At 69.6% G+C, this 217-nt stretch carries 1 pseudogene; it reads right to left on the bottom strand.

Going from position 1 to position 217, the window contains the following annotated elements:
* A pseudogene (locus VT52_RS38550) lies at positions 1-217 on the bottom strand (ISAs1 family transposase); the annotation flags it as partial.

Genomic DNA, 217 nt, shown 5'->3' with positions numbered 1-217 from the left:
GGTCGAGGCCCTCGAGCAGGGGGACGAAAGCGGGTGTCTCGTTGCTCTTCGCGTCGATCTGCCTTTGCCCGATCACCGTGCCCGTGTGATCCAGGGCTGCCAGCAGCCACACCGCCTTGCCGCCGCCCGCCCTCGATCCGCGCAGCTGTTTCCCGTCGACGGCCACCGCCCGCCACTGCGGCTTGCCTCCACCCTGATCAGTGGCTCTGGCCTGCAG

It is taken from the genome of Streptomyces malaysiense (assembly GCF_000980885.2).
Classification (GTDB): domain Bacteria; phylum Actinomycetota; class Actinomycetes; order Streptomycetales; family Streptomycetaceae; genus Streptomyces; species Streptomyces malaysiense.
This window is presented reverse-complemented; position numbering and strand designations above follow the sequence as displayed.